This is a genomic window from Streptosporangium sp. CA-115845, assembly GCF_050943795.1.
GTDB lineage: Bacteria > Actinomycetota > Actinomycetes > Streptosporangiales > Streptosporangiaceae > Streptosporangium.
Window position 1 is genome coordinate 3,530,201 of record NZ_CP191988.1, and the last position, 14,896, is coordinate 3,545,096.

Consider the following 14,896-nt stretch of genomic DNA (forward strand, 5'->3'; position numbering starts at 1 on the left):
GCGCCTCACGGTAGGGAGTCAGTGAGGCATTCCACCAGCGACTAGATTGCATATAAGCCATGCGAAGGAGGAATGTGTTCGACATCGAAGGGCTCCGCCTGCTGGACACCGTGGCCCGCACCGGGTCTTTCACCGCGGCGGCCGCCAGGCTCAGCTACACCCAGTCGGCGGTCTCCCGGCGCATCGCCGCGCTCGAACACCGCGCGGGCGGCCCGCTGTTCGAGCGGCTGCCGCGCGGGGTGCGGCTGACGCCCGCCGGTGAGGCGCTGCACCACCACGCCCAGGTCGTGCTGAACCGGCTGACCAGGGCGGAGGAGGAGCTGGCCGGCATCCACGGCGGCTACCGGGGGCGGCTGCGGGTGGGCGCGTTCGCCACCGCCAACGTCGCGCTCGTGCCAGGCGCCCTGCGCGAGTTCCGCAAGGAGTTCCCCGAGGTCGAACTCGTCCCGATCGAGGGGCCCAGCCGCAGCCTGCTGCGCCGCATGCGAGAGGGCGGCCTGGACGTCGCGGTGGTCAGCGACTACCCCTTTGAGCTGCCCCGTGAGGAGGAGCCGGAGCTGGTCGAGCTGGCCGACGACGAACTGTTCGTCGCGCTCCGCCGTGACCACCGGCTGGCCGGGCAGGAGATCGTCGACCTGCGCGAGCTGCGGGAGGAGACCTGGATCGAGGCGTCCCCGCCCGGCGGGGCCACCGCCCTCGCCGCGGCCTGCGCCCGGGCCGGGTTCACCCCCCGCGCCTCGGTCAGGATCAGCGAGTGGACGGGCAAGTTCGGGTTCGTCGCGGCAGGGCTCGGCATCACGCTGGTGCCCGCCATCGCCGCGCACGCCGTACCGCCCGATCTGGTGCTCCGATCCCTCGGCGAGCTCGCCCCCCGCAGGACCGTCTACGCGGCCCTGCCGCCCGTCCCGCTGCCCGCGGCCCGCACCCTGGTGCGCCTGCTGGCCGCACAAGCGAGACAATAGGGAAGTGCATGACTCTTTTGCGCATGTCACCGGATATCTGGCCACGGGGCTCCGAGACGTCACCACCGACCTGACCGCCTTGGACGGCGAGGGATGGTGGGCCGTCGTGGTCGACTACGAGGGCAAGGTGACGTGCGCCAGGTTCGACGACGTCCGTCAGGCCCCGCTGCCCGTGCCGCGTGGTCCCTGGCGCGGGCCGCACCCGTCGTCGTGGCGCAGCTCCCTGGACCGGGCCGGGTACGAGGACGGCGTGCGGCGCATCCGCTCGTACATCGAGCGTGGCGAGGTCTACCAGGCCAATCTGTGCAGGGTGCTGAACGCTCCGCTGCCCGCGGGAGGGGAACCGGACCCGCTGGCACTGGCCGTACGGCTGGCGGAGGGCAACCCCGCCCCCTACGCCGCGACGGTGAGCCTGCCGGGACTGAGCGTCGTGTCGGCCTCTCCCGAGCTCTACCTGTCCAGGGACGGTGACGTGGTCGAGTCCAGACCGATCAAGGGGACCGGGGTCACCGAGGAGGACCTGCAGGAGAAGGACTACGCGGAGAACGTGATGATCGTCGATCTCGTCCGCAACGACCTGGGCAGGGTCGCCGAGGTCGGCTCGGTGAGCGTGCCCGCCCTGTGTGAGGTGGAGGAGCATCCCGGTCTCGTGCACCTGGTCTCCACGGTCAGGGCGCGGCTCGCGCCGGGGTGCGGGTGGCCCGAACTGTTCGGCGCGACCTTCCCGCCGGGGTCGGTGACAGGGGCCCCGAAATCTTCCGCCCTGCGTATCATCGATGAGCTCGAACCCGAGCCGCGCGGGCCGTACTGTGGGACCGTGGGCTGGGTCGACGCCGGCCGGCGGCGGGCGTCGCTGGCCGTGGGGATCCGCACGTTCTGGCTGTCGCCCGGCGAGATCCGTTTCGGCACGGGCGCGGGCATAACCTGGGGGAGCGACCCGCGCCGCGAATGGGACGAGACCGAGTTGAAGGCCTCCCGGCTCGTCGCTCTGGCATCAACATAAGGTTCAGAAGGAGTCGCATGAAGGTACCTGTATGGCTCAACGGGGCACTTGTCTCTCCGGATCAGGCCACCGTTTCAGTTTTCGATCATGGTTTGATGGTCGGGGACGGGGTGTTCGAGACCATCAAGTGCGTGAACGGTGCCACGTTCGCGCTCACCCGCCACCTTGACCGGCTCACGCTCTCGGCGCGGCGCATGGAACTGCCCGACCCCGACACCGACGCGATCGCCGACGGGATCCGCGCCTGCCTGGCCGAGGCCCCGCCATGGCGGCTCGGCCGCGTCCGGGTCACCTACACCAGCGGCCCGGGGCCGCTCGGCTCGGACCGGGGCGAGGTGGGCTGCACGACCGTGGTGATCGTCGACGAGCAGAAGCCGTTCCCGGCCACCGCCGACGTCACGGTCGTGCCCTGGCCGCGCAACGAGCGCGGCGCGCTCGCCGGGGTGAAGAGCACCTCCTACGGTGACAACGCCAGGGCGCTGTTCTACGCCAAGGCCGCCGGCGGCGGCGAGGCGATCTTCGAGAACATCGCGGGAGACCTCTGCGAGGGCACCGGCAGCAACGTCTTCATCGTGCGTGACGGCCGGCTGGTCACCCCCACGCTCGCCTCGGGCTGCCTGGCCGGGGTCACCCGCGCGCTCGCGCTGGAGTGGTGCGGGGGAGCCGAGGAGGACGTCCCGATCTCGGCCCTGTACGAGGCGGAAGAGGCGTTCCTGACCTCTACCACCCGTGACATCCAGCCGATCCGCGCGGTCGACCAGACCGTGCTGCCCGCCGCGCCCGGCCCGATCACCGCCAAGGCCATGCAGGTCTTCGCCGAGCGCTCCGCCGCCGACCTCGACCCCTGAGGTTCCGGGTCTCCGGTTCCGGCGAGGGCACACCCCCGCCGGAAGGCCGGCCGTCCGGCGGTCACGGACCGGCTAGTAGGACACCTGGGTCTGCGCGTTCAGCTCCTTGATCCTGACCTTGGCCGCCGGATCGGTCAGCGGGTCGTCGATGCGGAGCACGTCCAGGCCCCTGGTGATGTCACTGGAGTAGATGTGGCCGTTGTAGTAGTACGCCGACCACGAGCCGCCGACTCCCGGAAGCGGGCCCCGCTCGAAGAAGCCGATCTCCCGGGGGTTGGCCGAGTCGGTGAAGTCCCAGACGGACACCCCGCCCTGGTACCACGCCTGGACCATGATGTCCTTTCCCGGCACGGGTAGCAGCGACCCGTTGTGCGCGACGCAGTTCTCGTCGGACGCCTGCTCCCTCGGGATCTTGAAGTAGCCGCGGAGCGTGAGCCTGCGGTCCTTGCCGAGGTCGTACACGGCGCTGGCGCCCTTGGTCTTCGGGGTGCCGGAGTCGCAGGTCGCGCTCACGCCGCCGCCCAGCTCGTCCCCGAAGACGACCTTGGTGGCGTCGTTGTTGAACGTCGCCGAGTGCCAGATGGCGAAGTTCTCCCGGTCGCTCACGTGCTGGAGCACCTTGGGGTTGGCCCGGTCGGTGATGTCCAGCAGGACTCCGTCGCCGAAGCAGGCCGCGGCGGCCAGGTTCTTCTCGGGGTAGGCCGTGATGTCGTGGCAGCCGCCGAGGCCGCCCTCGCCGGGGGAGTCGGAGAGCACCGGTTGCGAGATCACCTTGGCGGTCTCGGGGGCCTCGACGGGTACCTCGACCACGGAGATCTTGTTGTGCGGCGCCGGGCAGGTCGTCGACTGTGGCTCGGGGCCCGGGGAGGAGATGTAGAGGTAGACGCGGCCCGCGTCGCCGGGGACGAGGGTGTGGGTGTGCGAGCCGCAGTCGGTGCGGACCGCCGAGACGAACCTGGGATGGGACTTGTCCGCGATGTCGAAGATCCGGATGCCCTCCCAGCCGTCCGACTCCGGCTCGCCGCGCTGGGCGTCGCACTCCGGGCCGACCCGGGCGGAGTCGATCGACAGGAACAGCAGGTTCCCGCTCACCGAGACGTCGTTCTGCTCGCCGGGGCAGAGCACCCGGCTGACCGCCGAGGGGCTGGAGGGATCGGAGATGTCGAAGACGCTGAAGCCGTCGAAGTTGCCGACGAACGCGTAGTCGCCCTGGAAGGCCAGGTCGGTGCCCCAGGCTTGGGGTCCGTCGAGCGGGGCGCCGAGCGGCACGTTGGCCAGGTGCGTGACGTTGTCGCTGTGGATGCCGTCCCCGGAGATTCCGGGGGAGGGGGTCCCCACCGTCTGTTCAGTGTTCTCCGAGGCAGCCGCGGGCGGTGGGGCCTGGGGCGTTGGATCCGCCCCGCATCCGGCCACAAGAAGTAGCGCGGCCAGGCCGAACGCCATGGTCGATCGCACGGTGCCCCCATTACGTCGGTCCACTTGCCCCATTATTGAAGCTATGCGGAGGATTCGTATGCCGAGTCAGGTTATCGCGGTGATCATGGCGACATCGGTCCTTGGCGGATGCACGGAGGCGGCACAGCGAGGATCGGCACCGCTCGTCGCGGAGACCGGTGCACCGGTGATAATCCCGGGCGGCCCCGGCGAGGCGGGCCGTACGGCGCGACCGGGCGAGAATCTCGGGGAGTCCGAGGCCAGGGTCACGGCGGCCGACGTGAGGTTCGCCGAGGGCATGATCCCGCATCACCGGCAGGCACTGGAGATGGCGGAGCTGGTCCCGGCCAGGTCGTCCTCGCCGGTCCTGCGGAAACTCGCCGAACGGATCACCGCGGCGCAGCGGCCGGAGATCGCGGCCATGACGTCATGGCTGGAGGTGATCGGCCGGGCGCCGCAGGGGCACGAGGGGCACGACGAGCACGCGGTCACGTTGGAGGAGATGAACCGGCTCAGGGAGGCCAGGGGAGCGGCCTTCGACTCGCTCTTCCTGACCCTCATGATCGTTCACCACGAGGCGGCGGTCACGATGGCCGGGCTCCAGCTCCGCGAGGGCGCCGACCGGGCCATGCTGGCCGTCGCCAAGGACGTCGTCTCGGGCCAGGGCATCGAGATCGCCAGGATGCGGCGCCTGCTCAAGCCCGCGGCGTAGGCCCGCGGTCCCGCCGAGGGGCGCGGTGAGAGCCGGGTCAGGAGCTCCAGAGCATGTTGCTGAGCTCGGCGTCCAGATCCATGAAGTCGGTCTCGCGACCCGCGGGCACCAGCTCGTACGTCCGGTGCAGGAACTCCGTGAGCGGAGTCAGCGGCACCTCGAACAGCGCCTGTCCGAACGGCGAGGTGAGGCTGATGTGCAGCGTGCGCTCGCCGTCGGCACGCGCCGGCCACACCTGCACGTCGCCGTCGCCCACCCGCCGCACGATGCCGACGGTCAGCAACTCGCGGGCGAAGATCCACTCGACCGGCTCGTCGTTCCCCACGTGGAAGGCCATTCTGATCGCGTAAGGATCATCGGCCGTGTAGCTGAGTCCGGCAAGCAGGGGGACGGTGGTACGGTCGGGGACCACAAGCCGAAGGCCTAGCTCGGCAGAGACGGTGGCGCTGTTCATCGTCAGCCAAACCTTTTCGTCGTCGGTCCCCTCTTCGGGGCTTTCACTGCTTTCAAGCGGGCTTCGCTCCGCATGAGCCATCACGCGGAACAAAGAAACCTGTAGGAAAGATTCCGCCTCTACGCCCTTCTGTAACGCACATCACAGCGCGACATTTGGGCATCTACCGGGCTAAACATCACCAACAGGGCCGTATTTGCAAGGGTTTTGCGTCTCGTTTTGGTCACCGTCGACTCCCTGGCGGGGCGTCTCGGGTGATTCGGGTCGAGCCCGGGTCGTTCTGTGCTTCTGTGGATCAGGACGATGCTATGACACCGTAGCCCCCCGTCGGATGCATCCTCAGAGCTTTGCCTCCCGAGTGCGTCATCTCTCAAGATCAACTTTAGTGGCGGACACCGCTTCGCGGGCACTCCCGGATTGCTGTATGGTTTTCCACGTCGGCACCGCGAGGGGCCGGACAGGGCGGGCGATTAGCTCAGCGGGAGAGCGCTTCGTTCACACCGAAGAGGTCACTGGTTCGATCCCAGTATCGCCCACACTAGCAAGACGCAGATCAGAGCCCGGCGGTTGACATCAGCCGCCGGGCTCTTTCGTTGTCCCGCGATCTTCCGGACGACCGGGCATCCCGGACGAGTTCCCGGCTCCGCTCGCCGGGTGAGACGGGTTTCCGGCAGGGCGGGCCACGTCCGGCGTCCACGCATTGGAATCCGGTCCTGAGGGCGGCTCCGCCTTCCCTGCCGTGCCTGCCCGAGGTGTCTCCCGCTCCAGGCTCGCCGCCCGGTTTCGCGGTGCCGGCTTCACCCTGTGCCGAGGCTCGCGGACGTTCCCTCGCACCGGCTTGAAGGGGCCTGCGGGCCCGGGGGCAAGGGATCGCACTCGGGGCTGTAAGGCGAAGTAAACCGTCCTTCTCGACCCGTTGACGCGGCCGTAGCACGTATGTAACCTTTGGCCAACGCAATGCAAGAATATTGCAAAGTCCTGTTAAATTTTCTCTCTTCTCCGCAACTTCCGGTAGCGATGTGCCGCGCCACACATCCGTCGTATCCCTCCGGAAGAGCCCTCAGGTGACGTCGTTCTCGGCGTCGCATGGGCGCGCCCGGCGACCAGCACCCCCCAGCGACGAACGAGACGAGTTTCGCGGACCGACCCATCGCAGGTCACACCGGTCGGCCAGCCCGCCGGATGTCACGACTCCGAGTCCGCGTCTCGTGAGCGAGGCGCCTGCGCGCGCCCCGCGCCGCACGGCGGAGGCCCCGGCCTCCCATCCGACCCTGTCGTTCCAGCCGAGAGATAGAGGAACGCGATGAGAAAGCAGTACCTGGCGTTAAGGCTGGTGGCGGCGATGGCCGCGACCAGCCTGCTCGTCCTGGCCGGGGCGGTCTCACCCGCCGCGGCGGCCGGCCCCAACCTCGCGGTGGGTAAGGCGACCTCGTCAAGCAGCACCACCGCCCCCTACGGCGCGGCCAACGTCACCGACGGCAATGCCAACACCTACTGGGAGAGCAGCAACAACGTCTTCCCGCAGTGGCTCCAGGTGGATCTCGGAGCCGTCACCAACGTGGACCAGATCATCCTGAAGCTGCCCCCGGCGGCGGCCTGGGCCACCAGGACGCAGACCCTGTCGGTGCTGGCGGGCACGAGCGCCTCGCCCACCTCCACCATCGTCGGCTCCGCCGGCTACACCTTCAACCCGGCGACCGGCAACACGGTGACGATCAACTTCGCCGCGACCACCGCCCGCTACCTCCGGCTGAACATCACCGCCAACACGGGCTGGCCGGCCGGCCAGGTCTCCGAGTTCGAGGTGTACGGACCCACCGGCTCCGGCGATGACACGTCGCCGCCGACCACGCCGTCGAACCTGGCCTACACCGAGCCAGGCTCCGGCCAGATCAGGCTGACCTGGAGCGCCTCGTCCGACAACGTGGGCGTGACCGGGTACGACGTCTACGCCAACAACGTCCTGCGCGCCAGCGTGGCGGGCGATGTCCTGACCTACACCGACACCCAGCCGGCCAGTGCGACGGTGTCCTACTACGTCAAGGCCAAGGACGCGGCGAACAACCAGTCCGGCAACAGCAACACCGTCACCCGTACCGGCTCCGGCGGCGGCTCCAACCTGGCCGTCGGCAAGGCGATCACCGCCTCCTCCACGGTCTTCACCTTCGTGGCCACCAACGCCAACGACAACAACACGGCGACCTACTGGGAGGGCAACGGCGGCAGCTACCCCAACACGCTGACCGTCAGCCTGGGCGCGAACGCCACCCTCAACTCGGTCGTGCTGAAGCTGAACCCCGACAACATCTGGGGGACGCGTACCCAGAACATCCAGGTTCTCGGGCGTGAGCAGAGCTCGACCTCCTTCACCAGCCTGGCGGCGGCGGCGAACTACACCTTCGACCCCGCCTCCGGCAACACGGTGACGATCCCGGTCGGCGGCTCCTACGCCGACGTCCAGCTCAAGATCACTTCCAACACCGGCGCCCCCGCCGGGCAGGTCGCCGAGTTCCAGGTCATCGGCACCCCGGCGCCGAACCCGGACCTGACGATCACCGGCCTGACGGCGTCCCCCGCCTCCCCGATCGAGACCGACGCGATCACGCTGTCGGCCACGGTCAAGAACAACGGCACCGCGGCCGCCGGCGCGACGAACGTCAACTTCTACCTGGGCACCACCAAGGTCGGCACCGCCCCGGTCGCCGCGCTGGCCGCGGGGGCCTCCGCCACCGTCTCGGCCGGCATCGGTACCCGTGACGCCGGCAGCTACCCGCTGAGCGCCAAGGTCGACGAGGCGGGCAGCGTCATCGAGCAGAACGAGTCGAACAACGACTTCTCCAGCCCCTCCCCGCTCGTGGTCAGGCCCGTCGACACCTCCGACCTGGTCGCGACGACCAGCTGGACCCCGAGCAACCCGGCGAACGGCAACGTCGTCACCTTCTCCGTGGCGATCAAGAACCAGGGCACCGTGGCCTCCGCGGGCGGCGCCCACGGCATCACGCTGACCGTCGCCAACGAGGCGGGCACCGTGGTCCGCACGCTGACCGGCTCCCACACCGGTGTGATCGCCGCGGGCGCCACCACCGGCCCGGTGAACCTGGGCACCTGGACGGCGGCCAACGGCAAGTTCACCGTCAAGACGGTCCTCGCCGACGACGCCAACGAACTGCCGGTCAAGCGGGCCAACAACACGGTCACCCAGCCGTTCTTCGTCGGCCGCGGCGCCAACATGCCGTACGACATGTACGAGGCGGAGGACGCCGTCGTCGGCGGCGGGGCGGCCGTGGTCGGCCCGAACCGCGACATCGGCGACCTGGCGGGTGAGGCGTCAGGTCGCAGGGCGGTGACGCTGAACACGACGGGCAGCTACGTCGAGTTCACCACCAAGGCCAGCACCAACACCCTCGTCACCCGCTTCTCCATCCCCGACTCGGCGGGCGGCGGCGGCATCGACTCGACGCTCAACGTCTACGTCGACGGCACCTTCCTCAAGGCCATCAACCTGACGTCCAAGTACGCCTGGCTGTACGGCGCGGAGGCGAGCCCGGGCAACTCGCCGGGTGCCGGCACGCAGCGTCACATCTACGACGAGGCCAGCATGATGCTCGGGACCACCGTCCAGGCCGGCAGCAAGATCAAGCTGCAGAAGGACCCCGCCAACACCACGACGTACGCGATCGACTTCATCAACACCGAGCAGGTGTCGCCGATCGCCAACCCCGACCCCGCCAGGTACACCGTTCCGGCCGGGTTCACCCACCAGGACGTGCAGAACGCGCTCGACAAGGTGCGGATGGACAACACCGGCACCCTCGTCGGCGTCTACCTGCCGCCGGGCACCTACCAGACGGCGAGCAAGTTCCAGGTCTACGGCAAGGCGGTGAAGGTGGTCGGCGCCGGCCCCTGGTACACCCAGTTCCGCGCGCCGTCGAACCAGGACAACACCGACATCGGGTTCCGTGCCGAGGGAACCGCGAACGGCTCGTCCTTCGCCAACTTCGCCTACTTCGGCAACTACACCTCGCGCATCGACGGCCCGGGCAAGGTGTTCGACTTCGCCAACGTCGCGGATGTGGTGATCGACAACATCTGGAACGAGCACATGGTCTGCCTCTACTGGGGCGCCAACACCGACCGCGTGACGATCAAGAACTCCCGCATCCGCAACATGTTCGCCGACGGCATCAACATGACCAACGGCAGCACCGACAACCTCGTCAGCAACAACGAGGCCCGCGCCACCGGTGACGACAGCTTCGCGCTGTTCTCGGCCATCGACGCCGGCGGCTCCGACATGAAGGGCAACGTCTACGAGAACCTGACGTCCATCCTGACCTGGCGGGCCGCCGGCGTCGCGGTCTACGGCGGGTACGACAACGTCTTCAGGAACATCTACATCGCCGACACGCTGGTCTACTCCGGCATCACGATCAGCTCGCTGGACTTCGGTTACCCGATGAACGGCTTCGGCGCCAGCCCGCCCACCCGGTTCGAGAACATCTCGATCGTCCGCGCCGGCGGTCACTTCTGGGGACAGCAGGTCTTCCCTGCGATCTGGGTCTTCTCCGCCTCCAAGGTCTTCCAGGGCATCCGGGTCAGCGACGTGGACATCGTGGACCCGACCTACGGCGGCATCATGTTCCAGACGAACTACGTCGGGGGCCAGCCGCAGTTCCCGGTCAAGGACACCGTGTTCACGAACGTCTCGATCACGGGCGCCAAGAAGAGCGGCGACGCCTTCGACGCCAAGTCCGGCTGGGCCATCTGGGCCAACGAGATGCCCGAGCCCGGCCAGGGCCCGGCGGTCGGCTCGGCCACGTTCAACAACCTCCAGATGAGCAACAACTTCCAGAACATCAAGAACACGACGTCGACCTTCACGATCAACGTCAACCCGTAGCAGGAGCGGGAAGGTGCCTCCGGGAGGGACGTCCCTCCCGGCGGCACCTTCGCCGTCCTCCGGCCGTGTGGCCGGTTCGCCCCCGGCTGTCGGGGGTGCCTCGTACAATGACCCGATGTCTTTCCCCGAGAACGACCCCGAGGTGAGCGACGCGTCGCGGGTCCTGCAGCGCGTCTTCGGCTACGAATCGTTCCGGGAGGGTCAGCAGGAGATCATCGACCATGTGGTGGCCGGTGGCGACGCCCTGGTGCTCATGCCGACGGGGGGCGGCAAGTCGCTGTGCTACCAGATCCCCGCGCTCGTGCGGAAGGGCACGGGGGTGGTGATCTCGCCGCTCATCGCGCTCATGCAGGACCAGGTCGACGCCCTGACGGCGCTCGGCGTGCGGGCCGGGTTCCTCAACTCCACCCAGGAGTTCGAGGAGCGCCGCCAGGTCGAGTCGGCCTTCCTCTCCGGTGAGCTGGACCTGCTCTACCTGGCGCCGGAGCGGCTGCGGGTCGACGCGACGCTGCGCCTGCTCGACAGCGGGACGATCTCGCTGTTCGCCATCGACGAGGCGCACTGCGTGGCCCAGTGGGGGCACGACTTCCGGCCCGACTACCTCGCCCTGTCCGCGCTGCACGAGCGCTGGCCCGACGTGCCGCGCGTCGCGCTGACCGCCACGGCCACCAGGGCCACCCACGCCGAGATCGCCTCCAGGCTCAGTCTGGAGGGGGCCCGCCACTTCGTGGCGAGCTTCGACCGGCCCAACATCCAGTACCGCATCGCTCCCAAGAACGAGCCGAAGCGGCAGCTGCTCGACCTGCTCCGCACCGAGCACGCCGGGGACGCGGGCATCGTCTACTGCCTGTCGCGCAACTCGGTCGAGAAGATCGCCGAGTTCCTGGTGGAGAACGGTGTCCAGGCGCTGCCCTATCACGCGGGCCTCGACGCCCGCACCCGCGCCGCCAACCAGGCACGCTTCCTGCGCGAGGACGGCCTCGTCATGGTCGCCACGATCGCGTTCGGCATGGGCATCGACAAGCCCGACGTGCGGTTCGTCGCCCACCTCGACCTGCCCAAGTCCATCGAGGGTTACTACCAGGAGACCGGCAGGGCGGGGCGCGACGGCCTGCCCTCCACCGCCTGGCTCGCCTACGGCCTCCAGGACGTCGTGCAGCAGCGCAAGATGATCGACACCTCGGAGGGTGACGACACCCACCGCCGCCGCCTGGCCACCCACCTGGACGCCATGCTCGCCCTGTGCGAGGCGGTCGAGTGCCGCCGCGTGCTGCTGCTCGCCTACTTCGGCCAGCAGGCCGCCGCCTGCGGCAACTGTGACACCTGCCTGTCGCCGCCCGAGTCCTGGGACGGCACGGTCGCCGCGCAGAAGGTCCTGTCGACGGTGTTCCGGCTGATGCGCGAGCGCCGCCAGAAGTTCGGCGCGGGCCAGATCATCGACATCCTGCTCGGGAAGAAGACGGCCAAGGTCATCCAGCACGACCACGACGGCCTGACGGTGTTCGGCATCGGCACGGAGCTGGGCGAGGCCGAGTGGCGTGGCGTGGTGCGCCAGTTGCTGGCGCAGGGGCTGCTGGCCGTTGAGGGGGACTATGGCACGCTGGTACTGACCGAGGCGAGCGCGGAGGTGCTGGGGCGCCGGCGCCAGGTCCCGCTGCGGCGCGAGCCTACGATGGCGGCCCGGCCCGCCAAAGCCGCGAAGACCTCCTCCTCGCGCCGGGCCGAGCCCGTCGAGCTGCCCGAGGAGGCGGTGCCGGTGTTCGAGCTGCTCCGCGCCTGGCGCGGAGCCACCGCGAAGGAGCAGGGGGTGCCCGCGTACGTGATCTTCCATGACGCGACCCTGCGCGAGATCGCGACCCGGTCCCCCTCGTCCCTGGCCGAGCTGGGCACGGTGAGCGGGGTCGGGGAGAACAAGCTGGCCAAGTACGGCCGGCAGGTCCTCGACACCCTCGCCGGTGCCGGTTCCGGCCCCGATCCCGCGGGAAGCGAGGAAGGTCTCCTGGCCTTCCCCTGAGGTAGAATCGGGCGGAATCCGGGCCTCAGCGCCCCAATGACACGCAGGTAGGGGCCTGGAGGCTGTCGTCCACCTCCGGGCTCCTCGCGTTGACGGCCCCCGCGGCTGCGGACTCCCGAAAGAGGACGATCGTTGCCTGACAGAAGGAACGACCCCGTGGTGGTCGTCGGGCTCGGCCGCTTCGGCGGCTCCCTCGCACTCGAGCTCTCCCGGCGGGGAACCGAGGTGCTGGCCATCGACAGCCGCCCCAAGGTGGTGCAGAGCCTGGCGGGGAAGCTCACCCATGTCGTCGTCGCCGACTCCACGGACATCGAGGCGCTGCGCCAGATCGGAGTGCCCGACTTCTACCGGGCGGTGGTCGCCATCGGCACCGACCTGGAGTCCAGCATCCTCACCACCTCCCTGCTCGTCGAACTGGAGATCGAGGACGTCTGGGCCAAGGCGATCAGCCGCGAGCACGGCCGCATCCTGGAGCGGGTCGGCGCCCACCACGTGATCCTCCCCGAGCACGACATGGGGGAGCGGCTGGCCCACCTGCTCAACGGGCGGATGCTCGACTACATGGAGGTGGACGGCGACTACGCGGTGGTCAAGACCCGGCCGCCCCGCGAGTACGTCGGCGTGCCCCTGGGCGAGTCCAACCTGCGGCGCAAGTACGGCGTGACGGTGGTCTGCGTCAAGGGCCAGTACGACGAGTTCACCTACGCCGACTCCGGAACGGTGCTGGGCTACGGCGATGTGATCGTCATCGCGGGCAAGATCGAGCAGGTGGAGCGGTTCACCGAACTCCCGTGACCGCCCCCGCCATGTGGCCCGCGTGCCGCCGGTACGTCCGTGTGTGGTCCCCGCCGTCGATCTACACTGGACGGAACCACTAGAACGGAGTTCGGTAGCGATGCGATTCGGACTGTTGCTCAACGAACCCAAAGAGCCGGACGTGCTCGGCAAGCTGCGGGAGCGCATCGCCCGCGCGGCCGACGACGGCTTCTCCTCCGCCTGGATGTCCCACATCTTCGGCCTCGACGCGCTGACCGCGCTCGCCGTGGCCGGAAACCAGGTGCCCGGGATCGAACTCGGCACCGCCGTCGTCCCGACCTACCCGCGCCACCCGGCGGCCCTCGCCCAGCAGGCGCTCACGGTCAACGCCGCCCTCGACGGGCGGCTCACGCTCGGCATCGGGCTCTCGCACCAGCTGGTGATCGAGAGCATGTACGGCATCGGCTTCGAGCGGCCCGCCCGGCACATGCGCGAGTACCTGTCGATCCTGATGCCGCTGGTACGCGGGGAGAACGCGTCCTTCCAGGGGGAGACCCTCACCGGACAGCTCGGGCTGAGCACGCCGGGACCGAGGGACATGCCCGTGCTCATCGCCGCGCTGGCCCCCAGGATGCTCAGGCTGGCCGGGGAGACGGCCGACGGCACCGTGCTGTGGATGACCGGTCCCCGGACCGTGGCCGAGCATGTGGCGCCCGCCGTCACCGAGGCCGCGCGGGCCGCGGGGCGCCCCGAGCCGAGGATCGTGTGCGCGCTGCCCATCTGCGTCACCGACGACGCCGAGGCGGCCAGGGCGCTGGCCGCGGAGCGGTTCGAGATCTACGGCCAGCTGCCGTCCTACCGGGCGATGCTGGATCGGGAGGGGGCCGCGGGCCCGGCCGACGTGGCGATCGTCGGAGACGAGGACGAGGTGTCGGCGCGGATCGAGGCGCTCGCCAAGGCGGGGGTCACCGACTTCGTCGCCGCCGAGTACTCTCCCGGCACCCGGACCAGGGAGTTCCTCAAGAGCCTTCTCTGACGCACCGCCCCCGCACCCGTCCCGCTCAGACGCCGAAGGCGCTCAGGGCCGCCCAGGCCGTGCCGGCACCGGTCACGGCCCCGGCGGCGACCTGGGCGGGGGTGTGGTGGGTGAGCCGGACCCGCGCCCAGCACACCGTCGACACCACCAGCGCGCCCACGACCAGGGTGGGCGCCGCGGGCAGCACGTGGGCCAGCACCACCACGGTGCCCGCGGACACGGCCGCGTGGAAGGAGATCTTCCACTTGAGAGTGATCGGGACCGTCACCGCGAGCGCGGCCAGCATCGCGGTGACCGTGGCCACCAGCAGACGCGGCGCGCCGAGGGAGATCAGCAGCACCAGCGCGACGACCACCGCCGCGACCGCCACCAGCAGCGGCCTGGTCCGGCTCGCCCGGTCGACCAGATGATGGGAGTCCAGGCGTCCGGAACGGACCCCGGCCAGGATCACCAGGGCGGGAATGCCGCCGCACAGGGCTGAGGCCACCAGGCCCCACACCCCGCCCCGCCACCCGTCGGCCATCAGCCCGACGACCGGGGGCAGCCCGATGACCAGCACCTGCGGTGCGAACAGCCCCGTCACCCACCGGGCCGCCGCCGTCGCGCCGCTCCCGTCGCCCGCCATCTCCTGACCGGTCATCTGAATCCTTCCAGCGCCAGGACCTCGGTCCCGGAGGCGTACGCGTCGGGGTGAGGTCCGTGGGGCCACCCTGCCAGCCGGGAGACCCGGGGACGAGCACCCGCGGGCCCCACGGCCTCCGGCACGCCGCCGCGCTC

11 protein-coding genes and 1 tRNA gene are annotated in these 14,896 nt (G+C 69.6%); 9 read left to right on the plus strand and 3 right to left on the minus strand.

The annotated features are described in order from the left end of the window. The first annotated feature begins 74 nt into the window (after window positions 1-74). The 3 genes from ACQP0P_RS18230 to ACQP0P_RS18240 are packed head-to-tail and all read left to right on the plus strand — an operon-like array spanning window position 75 to window position 2,813. Entirely contained in the window at window positions 75-962 is an 888-nt protein-coding gene (locus ACQP0P_RS18230) for a LysR family transcriptional regulator (RefSeq protein WP_433378144.1), read from the plus strand. A gap of 4 nt (window positions 963-966) precedes the next feature. After that, on the plus strand, window positions 967-1,965 hold the full coding sequence (locus ACQP0P_RS18235; protein WP_433378147.1) for a chorismate-binding protein: 999 nt from the start codon (window positions 967-969) through the stop codon (window positions 1,963-1,965). Window positions 1,966-1,982: 17 nt separating this feature from the next. Beyond that, the gene (locus ACQP0P_RS18240) at window positions 1,983-2,813 is read left to right on the plus strand and encodes an aminotransferase class IV (protein ID WP_433378150.1); all 831 of its coding nucleotides are present in this window, start codon (window positions 1,983-1,985) and stop codon (window positions 2,811-2,813) included. Window positions 2,814-2,885: 72 nt separating this feature from the next. On the opposite strand, the gene ACQP0P_RS18245 is transcribed toward ACQP0P_RS18240, so the two are convergent. Next, window positions 2,886-4,256, minus strand: a complete 1,371-nt coding sequence (locus tag ACQP0P_RS18245; protein WP_433381948.1) for an LVIVD repeat-containing protein — start codon at window positions 4,254-4,256, stop codon at window positions 2,886-2,888. Window positions 4,257-4,326: 70 nt separating this feature from the next. Here ACQP0P_RS18245 and ACQP0P_RS18250 point away from each other — a divergent pair, with 70 nt between their 5' ends. After that, window positions 4,327-4,959, plus strand: coding sequence for a DUF305 domain-containing protein (locus ACQP0P_RS18250; RefSeq protein ID WP_433378153.1), 633 nt, complete (start codon window positions 4,327-4,329; stop codon window positions 4,957-4,959). Between the two features lie 37 nt (window positions 4,960-4,996). On the opposite strand, the gene ACQP0P_RS18255 is transcribed toward ACQP0P_RS18250, so the two are convergent. Next, window positions 4,997-5,413, minus strand: a complete 417-nt coding sequence (locus ACQP0P_RS18255) for an SsgA family sporulation/cell division regulator (RefSeq protein WP_350927231.1) — start codon at window positions 5,411-5,413, stop codon at window positions 4,997-4,999. A 464-nt stretch (window positions 5,414-5,877) separates the two neighbouring features. On the opposite strand from ACQP0P_RS18255, the gene ACQP0P_RS18260 reads away from it, so the two are divergent. The 5 genes from ACQP0P_RS18260 to ACQP0P_RS18280 all read left to right on the plus strand — a co-directional run bounded on the left by ACQP0P_RS18260 (window position 5,878) and on the right by ACQP0P_RS18280 (window position 14,119). Continuing rightward, window positions 5,878-5,949: transfer RNA gene (locus ACQP0P_RS18260), tRNA-Val, on the plus strand. Between the two features lie 767 nt (window positions 5,950-6,716). Continuing rightward, on the plus strand, window positions 6,717-10,313 hold the full coding sequence (locus tag ACQP0P_RS18265; protein WP_433378156.1) for a discoidin domain-containing protein: 3,597 nt from the start codon (window positions 6,717-6,719) through the stop codon (window positions 10,311-10,313). A gap of 115 nt (window positions 10,314-10,428) precedes the next feature. Next, complete coding sequence (gene recQ, locus ACQP0P_RS18270) at window positions 10,429-12,327, plus strand: DNA helicase RecQ (RefSeq protein ID WP_433378159.1); 1,899 nt, start codon at window positions 10,429-10,431, stop codon at window positions 12,325-12,327. A gap of 132 nt (window positions 12,328-12,459) precedes the next feature. Continuing rightward, window positions 12,460-13,122, plus strand: coding sequence for a potassium channel family protein (locus ACQP0P_RS18275; protein ID WP_433378162.1), 663 nt, complete (start codon window positions 12,460-12,462; stop codon window positions 13,120-13,122). Window positions 13,123-13,222: 100 nt separating this feature from the next. Next, a complete protein-coding gene (locus tag ACQP0P_RS18280; protein WP_433378165.1) occupies window positions 13,223-14,119 on the plus strand; it encodes an LLM class F420-dependent oxidoreductase in 897 nt (298 codons plus the stop codon). Window positions 14,120-14,144: 25 nt separating this feature from the next. Here the strand turns inward: ACQP0P_RS18280 and ACQP0P_RS18285 are convergent, their stop codons facing one another. Next, on the minus strand, window positions 14,145-14,759 hold the full coding sequence (locus tag ACQP0P_RS18285) for a hypothetical protein (protein WP_433378168.1): 615 nt from the start codon (window positions 14,757-14,759) through the stop codon (window positions 14,145-14,147). Window positions 14,760-14,896: the final 137 nt, after the last annotated feature.